The 1,990-nt window shown below is 61.6% G+C and carries 2 protein-coding genes; both read left to right on the top strand.

Annotated elements, in window-relative coordinates:
• The first annotated feature begins 144 nt into the window (after positions 1-144).
• Entirely contained in the window at positions 145-369 is a 225-nt protein-coding gene (locus CKO36_RS18850; RefSeq protein ID WP_200286444.1) for a hypothetical protein, read from the top strand.
• Positions 370-375: 6 nt separating this feature from the next.
• Positions 376-1,881, top strand: a complete 1,506-nt coding sequence (locus tag CKO36_RS18855; protein ID WP_200286445.1) for a sensor histidine kinase — start codon at positions 376-378, stop codon at positions 1,879-1,881.
• The last annotated feature ends 109 nt before the right edge of the window (positions 1,882-1,990 follow it).

The following is a 1,990-nucleotide window of genomic DNA, read 5'->3' on the forward strand; positions in this document are numbered from 1 at the left end:
TGCGTCAACCTACTCGAGAAGGAAGGCTCCTCGCTCAGCATGGCGCACAAACGTCGCAAGGCCGCCTGGGACGACGACTATCGCGCTAAGATCCTGGCTGCTTGACGATTAATACGCGCTCGCCCTGAGCGCGCATGTACCTTGGTGGACGTTATACGTCAACGTATGTTGCAGGTGGTGCAGCGTGCCATTGTGCAGATGCAGGAGACGCCCACACGCACCTGGCCCCTTCTGACCCTTGAAAGCGAGGCGCGTTGGCACCTGGGGCGTACGCCTGTGGCCAACGCACAGATTCCCAACGATGCGCGCTTCCTGGCGCCCGGGCCGTCGCGTGCCGTAGCGCCTGAAAGCGTCCTGCTGCGAGATTGAGACTCCATGCGCCTGATCACCGGTATTGTGCTGTCCACCAGCTCGATTGTGGTGACCACCGTGATGCTGATGGCCATTGCCTGGTGGGCAGCACAGGAGACGGATCACCGCCTGGCCGCCGAGGCGCGACTGACTGAGCTGCGGCATCTCAGCAGCGAATTGATGCTGATTGCGCATGAATATCGCCACTGGCCGGGGGAGCGCCCGCGCCAGCAGTGGAGCGCGACCTACCATAAGGTGATGCATCTGCTGCAAGAGGCCCCCGGGCTAGAAAGCTCCCCGGTGGCACTGACCGCCGGAGTGACCGCCCTCGACGAGATCTTTCAGCATTTCATTGCACAAAGCGAACAGGTTGCCCAACCTGGCGGCTTGGCGCAGCAGGAATACCCCGATGCCCAGTTTCAGCATCTGCTCATTGAGCATCGCCAGCTGATTGCGCAGCTGGAGCGCCAGCAGTTCGTGCAACGCCAGCGCCTGAATGAGGCGCTGAATACCGCCCGCACGGTCTTCGGGTTGGCAGTGGTGATCCTGCTGCTGGTAGCGCTGTTCGTGGCGCTGTCGTTGCGCCGCCGGCTGCGTCAGCCATTGCAGTTGCTTATCACGCAGGCCGAGCGCTACGCCAATGGCGATCTCAGTGCGCGCTCGCAGCTGCGGCAGTCGGATGAACTCGGCGACCTCAGTCGCAGCTTCGATCAGCTGGGTGAGGCACTGGCGCGCAGCATGACGAGCCGCGATCTCCTGGAAGTTGAGGTTGCTTTGCGCGAAACCAGCGAGGCCGAGCAGGCGGCGTTGCTTGCGGAACTCAAACGCTCGAATGTCGAGTTGCAACAGTTCGCCTATGTCGCCTCGCATGACTTGCAGGAGCCGCTGCGCACCATTACCAGCTATGTGCAGCTCATTGAACGCCGCTATGCCGATCAGCTCGATGAGGACGGGCGCGAGTTCATCGCGTTCGCCGTCGATGGCGCCAATCGCATGCGCACCCTGATCGACGACCTGCTGACACTCTCGCGCGTCAGCACCCACGGTAAGCCATTTGAGTCGGTTGCCATTGCCTCCGTTGTCGAACAAACGCGCTCCGATCTGCACCAGGCGCTGGAGGACACCGGTGCCAAGCTGAGTATCGGCGAGTTGCCGGTGATTTGGGCCGATCCGACGCAGATGCGCCAGCTGTTCGATAATCTGCTTGTCAATGCGCTGCGCTACCGCCGCATGGACGAGCCGGTGATGGTGCAAATTCAGGCGCGCCCCAGTCCGGCCTCCGAGCCGGGCTGGATCTTCTCGGTGTGCGACAATGGTATGGGAATAGAACCGCGCTTTTTCGAGCGCATTTTTGTGCTCTTCCAGCGCCTGCATGGGCGGGGAGAATATCCCGGCACCGGCATCGGGCTGGCGATCTGCAAGCGCATTGTCGAGCGCCACGGTGGTCGCATCTGGGTGGAATCCACCCCCAAGGTCGGCAGTTGCTTTGAGTTCTTTCTGCCCCAGGCGAGCAGGGCGAGCGCGTATTAACGCTAGATCTGACATGATGTTGCGGCCCCCTGTTAGCCAATCGCCTTGAGGAGCCTTGAGTGTCCGCCAGCATGATCGAGCATTTTGCCAGCCTTGAAGATCCCCGTAT

This window comes from Rhabdochromatium marinum (assembly GCF_016583795.1).
GTDB classification, from domain to species: domain Bacteria; phylum Pseudomonadota; class Gammaproteobacteria; order Chromatiales; family Chromatiaceae; genus Rhabdochromatium; species Rhabdochromatium marinum.